The organism is Flavobacterium sp. CBA20B-1, assembly GCF_028473145.1.
Lineage (GTDB): Bacteria > Bacteroidota > Bacteroidia > Flavobacteriales > Flavobacteriaceae > Flavobacterium.
The window spans coordinates 361,069-373,946 of the sequence record NZ_CP092370.1; the positions used below are offsets into that span (position 1 = coordinate 361,069).

At 32.3% G+C, this 12,878-nt stretch carries 25 protein-coding genes; all 25 read right to left on the minus strand.

All coding sequences use genetic code 11. The features are described from left to right. Positions 1-223 precede the first annotated feature (223 nt). Positions 224-613 (minus strand): hypothetical protein, encoded by a 390-nt coding sequence (locus MG290_RS01760; RefSeq protein ID WP_264562207.1) that lies wholly within the window; start codon positions 611-613, stop codon positions 224-226. After that, positions 610-819, minus strand: a complete 210-nt coding sequence (locus MG290_RS14845) for a DUF7220 family protein (RefSeq protein WP_442900781.1) — start codon at positions 817-819, stop codon at positions 610-612. The genes MG290_RS01760 and MG290_RS14845 overlap by 4 nt, the downstream gene beginning before the upstream one ends. Further along, entirely contained in the window at positions 819-1,244 is a 426-nt protein-coding gene (locus tag MG290_RS01765) for a hypothetical protein (protein WP_264562208.1), read from the minus strand. Before MG290_RS01765 ends, MG290_RS14845 begins: the two co-directional genes overlap by 1 nt. A gap of 29 nt (positions 1,245-1,273) precedes the next feature. Further along, on the minus strand, positions 1,274-1,708 hold the full coding sequence (locus MG290_RS01770) for a hypothetical protein (RefSeq protein ID WP_264562209.1): 435 nt from the start codon (positions 1,706-1,708) through the stop codon (positions 1,274-1,276). 22 nt (positions 1,709-1,730) lie between these two features. Next, entirely contained in the window at positions 1,731-1,919 is a 189-nt protein-coding gene (locus MG290_RS01775) for a hypothetical protein (protein ID WP_264562210.1), read from the minus strand. Between the two features lie 38 nt (positions 1,920-1,957). Continuing rightward, entirely contained in the window at positions 1,958-2,521 is a 564-nt protein-coding gene (locus tag MG290_RS01780; protein WP_264562211.1) for a DUF1643 domain-containing protein, read from the minus strand. Between the two features lie 50 nt (positions 2,522-2,571). Then, on the minus strand, positions 2,572-3,216 hold the full coding sequence (locus MG290_RS01785; protein ID WP_264562212.1) for a hypothetical protein: 645 nt from the start codon (positions 3,214-3,216) through the stop codon (positions 2,572-2,574). Between the two features lie 106 nt (positions 3,217-3,322). Continuing rightward, positions 3,323-3,538, minus strand: coding sequence for a hypothetical protein (locus MG290_RS01790; RefSeq protein ID WP_264562213.1), 216 nt, complete (start codon positions 3,536-3,538; stop codon positions 3,323-3,325). A gap of 323 nt (positions 3,539-3,861) precedes the next feature. Next, complete coding sequence (locus MG290_RS01795; protein WP_264562214.1) at positions 3,862-4,053, minus strand: hypothetical protein; 192 nt, start codon at positions 4,051-4,053, stop codon at positions 3,862-3,864. Positions 4,054-4,186: 133 nt separating this feature from the next. After that, positions 4,187-4,561: a helix-turn-helix domain-containing protein gene (locus MG290_RS01800; RefSeq protein WP_264562215.1), complete on the minus strand. Its 375-nt coding sequence runs from the start codon at positions 4,559-4,561 to the stop codon at positions 4,187-4,189. Beyond that, positions 4,558-4,905, minus strand: a complete 348-nt coding sequence (locus tag MG290_RS01805; RefSeq protein ID WP_264562216.1) for a hypothetical protein — start codon at positions 4,903-4,905, stop codon at positions 4,558-4,560. The genes MG290_RS01800 and MG290_RS01805 overlap by 4 nt, the downstream gene beginning before the upstream one ends. Positions 4,906-4,988: 83 nt before the next feature. Further along, positions 4,989-6,275, minus strand: coding sequence for a PcfJ domain-containing protein (locus tag MG290_RS01810; RefSeq protein WP_264562217.1), 1,287 nt, complete (start codon positions 6,273-6,275; stop codon positions 4,989-4,991). After that, the gene (locus MG290_RS01815; protein WP_264562218.1) at positions 6,272-6,661 is read right to left on the minus strand and encodes a PcfK-like family protein; all 390 of its coding nucleotides are present in this window, start codon (positions 6,659-6,661) and stop codon (positions 6,272-6,274) included. The genes MG290_RS01810 and MG290_RS01815 overlap by 4 nt, the downstream gene beginning before the upstream one ends. 57 nt (positions 6,662-6,718) lie before the next feature. Next, entirely contained in the window at positions 6,719-6,898 is a 180-nt protein-coding gene (locus tag MG290_RS01820; protein WP_264562219.1) for a hypothetical protein, read from the minus strand. 4 nt (positions 6,899-6,902) lie between these two features. Continuing rightward, a complete protein-coding gene (locus tag MG290_RS01825) occupies positions 6,903-7,961 on the minus strand; it encodes a nucleoid-associated protein (RefSeq protein ID WP_264562220.1) in 1,059 nt (352 codons plus the stop codon). Positions 7,962-7,986: 25 nt separating this feature from the next. Next, positions 7,987-8,145, minus strand: a complete 159-nt coding sequence (locus tag MG290_RS01830; protein ID WP_264562221.1) for a hypothetical protein — start codon at positions 8,143-8,145, stop codon at positions 7,987-7,989. 10 nt (positions 8,146-8,155) lie between these two features. Next, the gene (locus MG290_RS01835; RefSeq protein ID WP_264562222.1) at positions 8,156-8,362 is read right to left on the minus strand and encodes a hypothetical protein; all 207 of its coding nucleotides are present in this window, start codon (positions 8,360-8,362) and stop codon (positions 8,156-8,158) included. Beyond that, positions 8,355-8,795 carry an ASCH domain-containing protein gene (locus MG290_RS01840; RefSeq protein ID WP_264562223.1) on the minus strand — a complete coding sequence of 147 codons (441 nt, stop codon included), beginning with the start codon at positions 8,793-8,795 and terminating at the stop codon, positions 8,355-8,357. Before MG290_RS01840 ends, MG290_RS01835 begins: the two co-directional genes overlap by 8 nt. Beyond that, positions 8,792-9,643 (minus strand): hypothetical protein, encoded by an 852-nt coding sequence (locus tag MG290_RS01845; protein ID WP_264562224.1) that lies wholly within the window; start codon positions 9,641-9,643, stop codon positions 8,792-8,794. The genes MG290_RS01840 and MG290_RS01845 overlap by 4 nt, the downstream gene beginning before the upstream one ends. Further along, a complete protein-coding gene (locus MG290_RS01850; protein ID WP_264562225.1) occupies positions 9,612-10,406 on the minus strand; it encodes a YdaU family protein in 795 nt (264 codons plus the stop codon). The genes MG290_RS01845 and MG290_RS01850 overlap by 32 nt, the downstream gene beginning before the upstream one ends. A gap of 16 nt (positions 10,407-10,422) precedes the next feature. Further along, positions 10,423-10,686 carry a helix-turn-helix domain-containing protein gene (locus MG290_RS01855; protein ID WP_264562226.1) on the minus strand — a complete coding sequence of 88 codons (264 nt, stop codon included), beginning with the start codon at positions 10,684-10,686 and terminating at the stop codon, positions 10,423-10,425. Positions 10,687-10,699: 13 nt separating this feature from the next. Beyond that, positions 10,700-11,092, minus strand: coding sequence for a hypothetical protein (locus tag MG290_RS01860; RefSeq protein WP_264562227.1), 393 nt, complete (start codon positions 11,090-11,092; stop codon positions 10,700-10,702). A gap of 1 nt (position 11,093) precedes the next feature. Continuing rightward, positions 11,094-11,828 (minus strand): MBL fold metallo-hydrolase, encoded by a 735-nt coding sequence (locus MG290_RS01865; protein WP_264562228.1) that lies wholly within the window; start codon positions 11,826-11,828, stop codon positions 11,094-11,096. Continuing rightward, positions 11,818-12,111: a hypothetical protein gene (locus tag MG290_RS01870; RefSeq protein WP_264562229.1), complete on the minus strand. Its 294-nt coding sequence runs from the start codon at positions 12,109-12,111 to the stop codon at positions 11,818-11,820. The genes MG290_RS01865 and MG290_RS01870 overlap by 11 nt, the downstream gene beginning before the upstream one ends. A 50-nt stretch (positions 12,112-12,161) precedes the next feature. Then, entirely contained in the window at positions 12,162-12,869 is a 708-nt protein-coding gene (locus tag MG290_RS01875; RefSeq protein ID WP_264562230.1) for a hypothetical protein, read from the minus strand. Positions 12,870-12,878 lie beyond the last annotated feature (9 nt).

The following is a 12,878-nucleotide window of genomic DNA, read 5'->3' on the forward strand; positions in this document are numbered from 1 at the left end:
AGCTTTTTTATCGGTCAGTCAAACGATATTTTAAATTATCGCTTAATTAGCATATAATACATAAAATTTAAAAATCTTTTGAAAATATTAATGTTTTTAGACTTTACGATGCCACAGCTTTCGCAAGTTTCACCCTCGTAAAATCCATCAAAATCTAAACCGAGCTTTTTGGAGCATTTAAAACAAAATTCTGCCATTATCAATTAAAAATCTAGTCATAAATTTATAAATTAATTTGTAATTCTTCACCCTTTAATGCGAAGTAAAGGTTTTGAAGTTGGTGTAGATATTTAATTTCAGAATTAATAAAACCTTGTACCTTTAAAGGGTATTTAATATTTTTATCCCCTCTTAAATGTAATTCTTTATAATCCCAATAGGCTAAACCTTGCCACATATCAGCGCCTTGTATTCCACATGGTCTGTATTTAAACCTACACTTCAACAAAATTTCTTCTGTTAGTTCGATTGGTTTAATGTTGCTCATAAATTCAGATGACAATTTTAAATCTTTTCCTATATACCAAATTCCAACATTGGTTATAGAATCTACATTTATAAAATAACCATCTATGTTTACATAGTTTCCTATTCTTAATTCATTTGCTTTCATACTTTCTTCTTATTAAACAGCCTTCTTACGCAGTACCCACGAAAAATAGATACAACGGTAAAAATAGCTGTGATTTGTAAATTTTGATTAAAATTAACCTCTAAATTATATATTGGGAAAACGATAATTTGAGTTAAAAATGAAACGGCTAAACCTATCAATGTAGATGTAACCGTTTCGATTAGTGATTGGCGTTTAGTTTGCATTAATATTCGTCTTCTTTGATAAAATCTTCGATATAGAAATGCCAATCTTGAATTGTACCATCTTCACTTATATCCATTATGATATAATCACCATAACCAGGCTCTTTAGGGGAAAGTGTACCTGGAACATAATCACCTTCAGATTTTAAAACAAGATTACCTTCGATATCTTTTATTCCCCAAGCACAACAATCGCAAACTTTGTAATGAATTTCTGCTGTTTTTCCTTTTTCCCAATTGGTAATAATTCCAGTATCAATATCAATAATGGGGCACCAATTATCATCAACCTTACAAGGAATTAAATCTCCATTCTCTGTATCGTCTTCTTCGTTTACAGATGAATCTTCCCAATATCTTACTTTTGCAAAAACTTCTAATGTTTTTAAGTCAAACTCTTTTTCTACTTTGATAGTTGCTTTCATAATTCTTATTTTAAATATTCATTAATAACTTACCTCCCAAAAATCAACATAAACGAATCCCTCATTTCTTGGTTTGTGCGCTGATTTATTTTAGTAATTGATTTAAAAGTGGATGCATCTAATTTTCTCCGTGTTGGTCTAACTTGGATATATTTCAATCCTAAATATTCGCACATTTCGCATAGTTTTTTAGCAACTTCAAAATTAGCGCCTGTTCTTTCTCCTATTTTTGCATTTACATTAGCCGATTGATTTACTATTTTATGCCAATTTGATTTATTTAAAAATCCGCATTCAATGTAAACGGTGATACATTCGGTGCCATGAAGTAGGATAAGTTCTTTAAACCGCTTGAATATATCGAAAAAGGTTAATGTTTGCAGTTCGTAATGCTCGCCATTAATCAAAGAAAATCCAGACTTATCACAATCTGGATCTATGCCAATGGAAATTTTATTTTTCATATTTTGGGTTATTAAAATATTATTAAAAAGGACAGTCTTCAATTGTTGGTTTTGGTTGTAAATCTGCATGATCTCGATTGATTTTTTCTTTTATTGCTTCACGAACAAACTTTTGCACCACAAAACCACGTTGTTTAATTTTTTGAAGCGTTTGTTTTTGTGTTTTGCTTATTTTTAAAACAAATACTTCGCTGTACTTTAAAGGCTTCATAAGTTATAAGTATTACTTTTATTGCGTGTATATCGGTGTTAGAGCAAATGCCCCGACAACGCACGGGGTACAAGCTCCGATTTCAAGTATAGTGGATGTTTGGGCGTTCCGTCTTTCGCAAAGTCAATAGCGTATAGCTTGCCCTCCGCAAAACGAACCAAATCCATTTCGCTTTGACCCTTCAATACTTTTTTCAGGATTGGCCGATTGCCCCACGCACAAATCACTTTATCAACCCTGTCAGCTAATTTCTTGGTACACCATATATTTTTATCGCCAAATGGGTTATCCGCTTTCAATAATTCTTTCGGGTCTGTAGCTCTATAAGCAAATAAGTTGCAGACATATAATCCTCCATATCCCCACGCCTTCGCAAATCCAATACATCTTCTAATTGTTGGGTCGTCTTGCTCACCATCTGCGGTTGATGGGTTCAGCATTATAAACAACACTTTCGGCTTTTCTGAATCCCAAATGCGGGTCAAAGAATAACGATATTTTCCGCAATCACTAATTAGGGCACTTGCTCTAACATCACCTAAAAAACAGGCGGGGTTATCGCTTTTCGATTGGTCTAAGGGTATTTGCAATTGTTCGTTCATAATTCAAAGTTTGTGGGCTTTAATCCGCCCGATTTTTTAGCTGCGACACGTTATGCACAAATGCTACGTTTGTGTTCCATAAGGAAGTTTCCCCATTGTTTCGCCATAGCTTGTGCCACACCTTGAAAAGTCTTTGAACGTAGTTTTGCACGTTCTGGACCAGGTGGCAAATAGTGTAATCTTTGAGCTTCATTTTTTGGGAGTTGCTTCCATTGCTCTTTTACGTCATTCGTGGCTATCAACTTAGGTAGCCCTTTTAACCAAAAACAAGTTGCTTTGCTTTCTGTATGTCCGAAATGATAGGGTTGCACCAATTGGTCATATTTTCTACCAATCAATTCAACCGCATATTTATGAGGTATTGGGTTTTCAATCGCAATTAAAGGAATTGGTGCATCAAGCAACTTCTTAAAAAATTCAGCAGCATCTTTAAGGTTTTGCCACCTTTCCTCATTTCGGCTTCCGTCTTTATTGTAAAGCCAGCAAACACCGCTGTTAGTTAAGTACGTGCAAGTCGGGTGAGCTATCATCATATCCCAGCCTTCATTTAGCACATTCAAAACATCGTCTTTTATGTGCCATTCAGGGTGTCCACCACTACAATCCTGTAAGTCGCAACTATAAGCCTCAAATCCAAGTTTTCTAAGTTCAATTGTTGTTGCTTGGCTTTCCTCACAAGCTATTAGTATCTTCATTCTATTAAAGTTTTAAGATTAATAATCCGCATCAGTGCATAACAACGGCTATACTCCAGGCTTCCTATCGTCAGCCGAACGCATAGCCAAACCGTTAGCAAACAGCTTACCTAGCAATGCCATTCAAAGGAATTGAGCCAAACGCTCTTAATTGAGGCATCCCATTGTCGTGGTCTAATTCACTTTCTAATCTATGTTTTACCTCTTTAAAAGCTTTCATTCTTTCTTTTAATCCTAGCCTAGTAATTTCGTTTTTTTCTTCGTCAATTCTGTTTTCACAGCTTTCAATTTCAAAGTCGATAAATAATAATACTCTTTCCATTTTTTTAAGTTTTAAAAAGCCGATTTGCTAACACTGCATAACAGTAATTTAGGCAATAGACTAGATTTATAATTGTTTTTGTACTTGTAATCTTGGTTTTTAACTACGATAGATTAGGCTTACTTTTCCTAAACTACTGTTATGCGATAACGATGTAGCGAAATCCGCTTACGCTCCTTTCGCTACATCGGGGCGGCGCCTGCACCGCACGATGCGCTTGTCGCTTCGCGAACTTCGCACATCATGCGGTTTTGCAAAATCCTTTCCCCGAGCAAGCTCGGAAAAAGAACTTCGTAAAGCCGCCGCCCCGTTACCTACAAGTGCTATTCCTCGTCCAAAACAAGAACATTATCCTGTGCTAAAACTTCACCATCTGGCTCTTCCATAAAGTTTATCATCTTCACAAAGGCACTGTTTACAAGTCCGTATGTAAACTCTGTTTTTCGTTCAGCAACAAACACATCCATACTATCAGGTAGGTTTGCGATTTTTTCTTTCAATTCTTTGACTGTCATTTTGTTTTCATTTACCGCACCGAACCGCTAACAAGGCATATACGCTACCTCTGCGGACGATACGCTGTTCAACTTATGTTTTGCAATTTCGGGGCAGCGTATATGCCCCGAAACGTAACGTTAGCTACTAATTTTACAACCTAACTTTTAAATATTCTTTTAAATCGTTGCTTAAATACTTTTCATTGTCATTAATGAATTCAGCAAGCAAATACTTATCTAAAGGCCCTTTGTTTTCCATAAAATTCTGGAATTTTAGGAAGTTAATTCTGTCTTTTTTATAGATTTCCAAACCGTTTTTAAAAGAATTTGCGCCATAAATTACAGTAGCGTGGTCTAAATTGAAAAATTCACCTATTTTTCTAAATGTCCATTTTCTATTTTCTCTTAAAAAGTAAAATATAAGATACCTTATTTGAACAATTTCTTTTTTTCGTGTATGATTAAAAATATCATTTCCATCAATACCGTATAGTCTATTGACTACACTTATAATATTCTCTTTCATCTATTTATCTTTTTTACAATTCCCTCAATACTACTTCGGTCTTTAAAATAAGCTTTTACTACTTGTGTGAAATTTTCCATTTCCCAAATTGGGATTTTTGATATTACACTTGTGAATTTCTCAAGAACATTATAAACTTGTTTTAAAGAATCTTCTTCTTTATCAAAAAGTAAGTCAAAATCTTTTTCGCGTTTGATAAGTTCTTCTAAATAGTTGTTTGTTCGTGATTTTAAAGTTTTTGAAAATACATTTGGCAATGAATTTTTTAAATCTTCATTGTTGTTTAACGCTAATTGTGATGAAAGAATAGCGTGTACTATTTTGTCTTGTGTTGATTTTACCATAAATACATCATTAAAATTGTTAGTAAAAAAATAAAGGCTACAAATAAGTAGCCTATGGTGTCAAATCTGTTTTTGCGCATTTTTTAAGCAGTATTTTGTAGTTTATTTTTTCGTTGTGAAATCAAATCTAAATTTTCGTTAACTAGAGATATAATTGATTTATGATACTTGGTAGCTTCATTTCCAAATCCTCTAGATTGAATAATTTTTAATTTTGAAAGTGAAAGTTCAACCGTTTCTACTTTTTTACCGTTATAAGTAGCAGAAAATATTAAAGAATCATCTTTTGAATAATACTTATTAGTATAAACGCAATGTTTGTGCGTATCAGCTTCATCAATAAAATCCTGAATAGTTTCTAAAACTTTTACCGATAATTTTCCTTTTGAAAATTCCAATCCAACAAAGTCTTGAATTTTTTGAGAGTAATTCTTTTGTTCTTGTTTAATTTGTTTTAAACGCTCTTTTAACTCTTTTTCTTTATCAATTTTCTTTTTCTTTTCGACTAACCTATCATGCGCTTTATTTAAGTCAATTGGAAATAGATATTTCGGACTTCTCAGATCTTTTAAGAAATACGAAAGTAAATCAAGGTAATCAAGCCACAAACTTGCATCTGCTACAACATAATTATTTCGCATAGCTATTTTTATTGATGCCCAATATGTAGCGATGAGGTTTGGATGATAATTTGTATGAGCAAATAAGCTAAATTGTTTTGCCTTTAATAACGTTTCTGCTTTATTGTTGTATTTAAGTACTTTTGATGCTCCTAAAAACGTTAATCCTTGTAGTTCGTGGTTTATTCCGTATTTAGAATATTCGTCTTTGAATTGTGATCCAGGATAGTATTTGAAAGGATACGGATTGTAGCATTGTTCCTTGTAGTAAGACGGTTTTCTGTTCTCTAAAGCTCCATATCTTGGATTACCAGCGCCAGTGTTGCACATTCTTCCGATATACTGAATTTTCGAATGATCTGGAGGAATAAATTGCATTACGTTTTCTCGTATGCTAAAAATAGCTTTTGTATATTTTTTGTGATATGAAATTATTTCAAACAATCTAACAACTTGATAATCGCCTAAAACTTCCGCAAAAGCAACGTAGTAACTTTGTTCGAACGTTCTTTTCAATGATTTTGTAATATTTAATTCAGTATTGCAGGCAGGGCAGGTTACTTTATTGTTTTCAACCATGTCTATAGAATGTTCGTTTCCGCAATCAATACACCAAAAGTATTTTTTAGTTGCTATTCCAATATGTTCGTTGCACTCTTTGAAAGCCCAGTCTTTAATTTTATCTTCTACATCGAGTACAATTTTACTTAAATTAAAGACTTCAACTTGGGCTTTTGTTCTTGGTTTCATACACCTTCAAAATCAAAAAGTGATACCTGTTTTGATGTGTCCATTTCAACAACTTTCTGTTTTTTAGTAGGCTTCGCTACTTTTTTAGGTTTTTCTATATTTACCTTTGACTTATTAGTAGCTGTATGATTAACAACAACAGTTCCGTTTAATGGCTTTCCGATAGCAATATCATCTTCATCATAGTAATGAACTGCCATTTGATATATTTCTTCATCTGCAAAGCCGTTACAACCTGATGCTTTTACTTGGTTTAAGATGTAAGTGATGCAGTCATCTATATTTTTATTATCTTTTTTCAAACTATCGGCAAATAATTCATCTTTTGCAGCTAAACCATTCAAGTGGTTTTGAATGGCGGTTTTAAAATGATCTGTTCCTTTCATAATAGTATCCTTAAAAAATTAAACACTAAAAAAGCGGTAAATAATACCGCTGCTACTTTATCTATTTTGTTCATTCTTGTGAATTTTAATTGTTGACAAATCGCCTTTCTTTGATTCAGCCCAATTAAATATATCTTCAATTGAATTCTCTTTGTGAAATGTTCCAACAATTAGAACTCTTTCCCAGGATTCATTGCTTACTTGAATTGTTGATTTAACTGATACTATGTAATCCATAACTCTACGATTTTTGTTCTTTATTAAAATAAACAAGATAATAGTACATCTGCTTTTCTTGGTCCCAACCTTTTTCAATGAACTTTTCGGTAGATTCAGGATTGATAAAATCAAGTTTGATAGTTACGTTCGTATCAAGATTAATAACATTTTTAATCTTTTTTCTAGCTTCCGAAACAGCTCCATTATCAATCGGAAATGTGCTTAAATCTTCGATTGAGTACTTCTCGGCACGGTCTGTTTTATAGCTTTTAAATTCAGCTTGTAAGTCAGGATTTTCAATTACTTCATTTATAAAATTTTCCTCTTCAAACTCGTCATTTTTAGCGAAGTAGTTTACTGATCGGTTCATAAACATCACTTCTTCTTTTTTATCTTCGGCAGGTAATACCACGTCTTTTGCAAAATCCTGAACAAACTTCAAGTATTTTTTAGTGTTGAATTTTTCATCTTGAAAAGTATCAACCGATAAAAAATGTTCCATCCAGTAACGCGCATCATAACGATTGCTATCTATTGTTAAGATTTTATAGCCTTCTTCTTTTTTGTAGTTGAAAATAATGCAGCCTTTATCCAATTTTGACAAATTTATTCCCTGCTTCAATTCCATTTCTAGGTTACTTTCCTTTTCTTGAAACTGAATGAAATCTGCTTTTATTTCACTTTTGAATATTCCTATTGCATCAACAACATTGTTATCAATGGTAACGTTTGTAAGGTAGCAGACATAAACCTCACCGTTTTTAATATGCGGATGGTTTGATTGTTCGTAAAGATGCTTTGTAATCTTTTTTGAAACATCGTGCGCTTTATTCGGATTAGAGAAAATCTCATTTGCGAATTGATAAACATCGTTATAATCTAAATCAACATCGTGTGCAAATTGGTAGTAATTTTCTTCTTTTTCACGAAAAGGTTTGAAGAAATATTCTTTTAAAAGCGGTGTAACTTCATCGTTTAATCTGAAATTATTTTCAGATAAAAAAACCGCTTCGTTACGGCTTTTATTTCCCACACGGTGGATTGATAAACTTTCGATTTGGGTATTAAATAAATTAATCATGTGATATAAAAATTTAGGTTAAAAATTATTTTTTTAAAATCATGCTTCTAATCGGGCCAGAAACATATTTTGCGCCTGCTTTAATTTTTTCGGCTGTTTGCTTTCTAGCAATTTCTTGAGCTTTTAAGGCTTCTTTTCTTTCAATTTGATGCCTTGTGTGTTTGAATTCTGAATTATCCGCCATTGTTCAAAAATTATAGTTTCAATAATGCTTCAATTTTATCCACAAAAAGCCTTTCTAGTTTTTTATTGGAAGTATGTAGTAGTGATTTTTCTAAACAATTCAAATATTTTTCAATATTCATAATCGTTGTTGCTTGATCTAATTTTATGGGTGTTTGTAGGTTTTTATTCCTGATTTCAACAAGGTTTTCTTGTAGCCAGAGTTCTTTTTTAGACATTATTCAAAATTGAAGGGTCAAAATCCCAAAAACTCAACTTCCCTTTAACGTTTAGGATTGGTTTTTCGTATAGAATTGGATTTGCAAGTACCCAATTGTAAACTTCTTTGTATTGCGTTCCATCATATGAAGCATAATTAAACCCTTTTTCAGCCCAAATACTCGGATGATTTATCACACAATCAACAATATCAACTTCTCCGATGATAGCGGAGAATAAACCTGTAGTTTTTTTATAATCATCAAGGCTGATTTTTACTAATTCATCATGAACAATAGACGCTTGCTCTGTTAACCAAAAATTAGCCTTTTTTGCCGATACGTGAATATAAACTCTTCCTCGAAAGTGAGTTTTCCAAGTACGGTTTTCGATGTCTTTGACGCCTGATGCTATAAGATAAGCCCATGGTTGTTTTATTGTGATTGCTTTCATACTCTAAATGATTTTCCTTTAAATTCAATGATGTTGAACATTTCAAATAATCGATCGTAAACACGTCCACCGTATTTTTCTCCAAACTCTTTCAAAGCTTCGTTGATGTCGTTAGGGAATTGATCTTTGTAATTACATGAGATGTAAGTTTTTGATTCCCTATTGTAACGTTCTTCGAGTATTTCTTTGAAGATATTTACTTTGCCGTAATTTGATGCGATACGCTCTGTTTTTAAGTCATCAAAATACCTACGCCCTTTGAACATTCTGCGTTCAAAGTCTTTTCTTAATTCTTCATCAGAACATTTTTCAAATTCAGAAACAACGTAATTTGCGGTGTATCCGGTAAAAATATGGCTTGGTAATTTTTTAAATAAACTTTCAAAAGTTTTAAAAACAGTTGTTTTTCCGTTTCCAAAATCTCCGATAACTAAAAGCCCCTTTTCAAAAGATGGTTTTGATAAATTTGTGAGATTTTTACAGCTAAAGAATTTTTTATCATTTGAAAAATAGTAGAGAAATGGCGCTATATTTTCACGTGTAATTTCGTTTAAAACAAATTTTTTATTTTGTTCAATTTCGAATTGATTTTTAAAAGCCGAAAAAAGTTGGTTAGCTTCGATTTTTATTTCTCGTACCGGTTTTGGTTTGCTTATTTTTTCGAAATAATCATGAATATAAGCATTGGCTTCTTTTCCACGGTTGTTACGATGTTCATAAATTTCTATTTGCCTTTTTTCAAATTCTGTGAGAATTTTAGGATCTTTTGATTTTAGCTCGGCATATTTATGCCTGCCAATTCCTTTGCCAATTAGATTATCGGTTTGTTGAGAATGTTGATTTTCCATTTTGACTTATTTTTTTATCATCTTTAAACCATACGGCGCGCATTTTTTGTTTCCAAGACAAAACCTGCTTGCCGGAAGAATCTTTCCAATTTGCATCGTTGTAGTATTTAAAAACATGCTGGGCGTAATTTTCAGGAAAATCATTTTCTTTAAAAAAATCAACAACATCATCTAAACATGGCGGAATGAATTTTTTGTTTTCTTTTTCCCCCACACCCCCTTTATCTTTATCTACATTTATATTTGCATTTGCATTTGCATCTGCATTTGCATCTGCTAAATTGTTAACCATTTGGTTAACCATTTTATTAAACCACTCTCTAACGCTTGATTTTATTAGGTTTTCATCATTAATTAAAATTCCATTTTCATATATAAAATCAGAAATTTGGAAACTTTTTTTGATTTTTTGCGTTTGTTTTAAGTTTAAATTTGACTTAGAAATAAGCCCGGCAAAAGTTGCCGAAGCTATTTTTTTAGGTTTGCCGGTTGCTCTTTCGTTGACCTCTCGGTTAAGCCTTTGGTTAACCAAATGGTTGTCCGTTTGGTTGAATTTTTTACCAACCATTTCCCAAATTGCATCAAATTTTGATTCTAAAAAAATACCCGTTATTCGCATCAATCTTTCTTTTTCATTCGGTATTTTTTCATTTTGATGTTGATACAATAAAAGCCTTAAGTAAGCTCCAACCTCTTCACAACTCATATCCTGAGTACCGGATTGAAAATCTTTTGAATAAAGTAAAAATGCAGGATCTTTCATGTAAAAAAGTTTGTGATTAGTTGTTTAAAAAATACTCTTTGAATCGTGTTCCTGGAACAAAAGAAGATTGAATATCAACGTTGTGATAATCTTTAAGGTCTTTGATTCTTCGCCTTAAATCGCCTATTTTGTATTTCATTAAGGCCGTAATAGTAGTAAGTCGTTCACCGCGTTGCAAAGCTTGTAAAACGATACTACACTGCGCAGAAAAATGTCGTTTGTTTTGGTCGAAATGTTTTTGGTTTTCAGGTAGGTTTTCATGATGATTGATTACTAACATAATAAATAATTTACTATCCTTGATATGAATGTAAGGCTTGATATTCTGCCTTACCTTTTGAAATTACAGTCCTACACCATTCTAATTGGCGCGAACATGCTGCGTTAATTCTATCAGCCCATGTAACAAGATGATTTTCATCTTTGGTTAATGTTTCGATGAATTTATTTGAAGTACTTGCTGGCAAACTCAAAAGCTCTTTTATTCGTGCCATTGTTTCGCTTTTAAGCGCTTCATCCTTATGAATTTTAGCATCAGCTAAAAGCTTTCCAGAACGAGCCATATAAACTGCTAAATCGTTACCGCGAACAACAGCTTCATTTATATCCTCGCTGAGAGTAATCTCAAGGAAATTTTGTATTTCCCCGAGTTCTTTTTGAATATTTTCTTTTGATGTGATACTCATTCTAAAAAGGATTTTTATTAAATAGAATATCAAGTCCGTTATACGCAACAATGGTATTCTTTCCGGTTGCTTCTAGGACATTCTTTTGGAACTCTATTTCGTTAGAGTTGGAATCAGATAAATGGATTAAAACAATGTTGTTAACTGCCGTTAAATCATTCACATTAAGCAGATCGATACACTTCTGAATAGATAGGTGTGATTTTAAAATACGATCTCTTAAAAACTTTCTATCAAACTTTAATTTTTGGTCGATGATGTCCTCACAAAAATTAGCTTCAATTATCAAGTTGTTTAAACCGTTGAATTTGTAAGGCGAATAAAAGCTATCCGTCAAAAATAATGTTACACCACACTCGGGATGCTGTATTAAAAAACCTAAAGGTTCATTTGCATCGTGCCGTATATCAAATGGAATAATTTTAAAGTTTCCGATTTGATATATTTTTTTTGATTGAATAGGGTGAGTGTTGTGATGTTCTGCTACTCCGGATGCTTCTAACGTTCCATGACTTGCGTAAACTTTAATCCCGGCAGAAAGAACATCTTTTATCGCTTTATTATGATCGCCATGTTCGTGAGAAATCAAACAGCCTACAACCTTTGAAAAGTCGTAATTTAAAGCTTCTTTTATCTTTTTGATAACAACACCACATTCAATAAGCAATACCTCCTCTTTGTTGTAGAGAAGGTATGCGTTACCTTGGCTTCCTGTGCCTATTACTTTAAGGTTCATCTTTAATTCTTTTTAAGACGTTTTGAATTTTAGACCATAAAAAATTCGGTATTGAATTATCGTCATTTTCTAATGTGTCAAGGATTTCAAACATATCTTCGGCGTGAATACATTTCAAAGCGTTTTGCCTTTGCTCATCCATTTCTTTATTATTCCATTCTTCAGAAAAGTCTTGACTAATTAAGTATGAAAATTGTGCGATTTTATATCTACCACCCAATTGCGTGCCTACAATATTCCAAGCAGGTTTGCTTTTACTGTGTTGAAGTTTCCATTTTGCCATAATTGATATTTATAAAAAGCACGATTATTAAGTCTAATCGTGCAATTACTTTAAGGTTCATTGATAATGAACTTAAAATGATCCCCTCCAAGAAACAGAGGTTTGTGTTCCTTTTTAAAAGATTTAATAACTTTTATTTTTTTTAAAAAATCAACAACTTCTTCCAACTGTTCATCTATTAAATTTATTCTACTTTTAGAGAAATGTTTTGGAGCTATAATTTCAAACAGTAGATTTTTTGTTATCTCAAAGGTTGTGTTTTGAGATAAAATGAAAATAAACGATCTAAAAAAAAGCTCACTCACTCTTGAAGTACCTTTGTTAAAGGTAAAGTAGTTATTGAATTTGTAAATAAAATCAATATTTGAGTAAATGAATTTAAAAACCTGAGTATCTGTTAAAATCGGATCAATTAATACGCGAATTTCGTTCGTGTTACAAAAACTTATTTTTAGAGTCCCATGCTTTGAACTAATACTTTCAAGCGTTTGAATAACTTCTTTTTGTTGTCTACCTCCTGGTTTATCACTACTAAATTTATGTTTTGATATTTCAAAACTTGATGTTTTTAATGATATAAAAACGTTACTTCCGTTAGTGTTTAAGAATTGAGAATTAAGAATTAATTTATGAGGGGCAGAAAGATTTTTTTGTCTAAAAGCCAATATTGAAAATATACTCAAGATTGTTTTTAGCTCAATTGAACTGTAATTTTTAAAAAGATTTAGTTCACTTAAATTATATTTATAGATTTTCATATTTCACTT